Source organism: Bacillus cereus group sp. BfR-BA-01524, from assembly GCF_022662595.1.
Classification (GTDB): Bacteria; Bacillota; Bacilli; order Bacillales; family Bacillaceae_G; genus Bacillus_A; species Bacillus_A thuringiensis_S.
In genome coordinates, this window is record NZ_JAKUDW010000477.1 from 1 (window position 1) to 219 (window position 219).

Consider the following 219-nt stretch of genomic DNA (forward strand, 5'->3'; position numbering starts at 1 on the left):
TCAGTTGCTCTACCAATTGAGCTAAGTCGGCTAAATGGTGGAGGATGACGGGATCGAACCGCCGACCCCCTGCTTGTAAGGCAGGTGCTCTCCCAGCTGAGCTAATCCTCCGTTTGCCTGGCAACGTCCTACTCTCACAGGGACAAGGTCCCAACTACCATCGGCGCTAGAGAGCTTAACTTCCGTGTTCGGTATGGGAACGGGTGTGACCTCTCTGCC

At 56.2% G+C, this 219-nt stretch carries 1 tRNA gene and 1 rRNA gene; both read right to left on the reverse strand.

The annotated features are described in order from the left end of the window. Positions 1–35: 35 nt before the first annotated feature. Positions 36–111 (reverse strand) — tRNA-Val (locus MR170_RS31965). A gap of 4 nt (positions 112–115) precedes the next feature. After that, a 5S ribosomal RNA gene (rrf, locus tag MR170_RS31970) occupies positions 116–219 on the reverse strand; the annotation flags it as partial.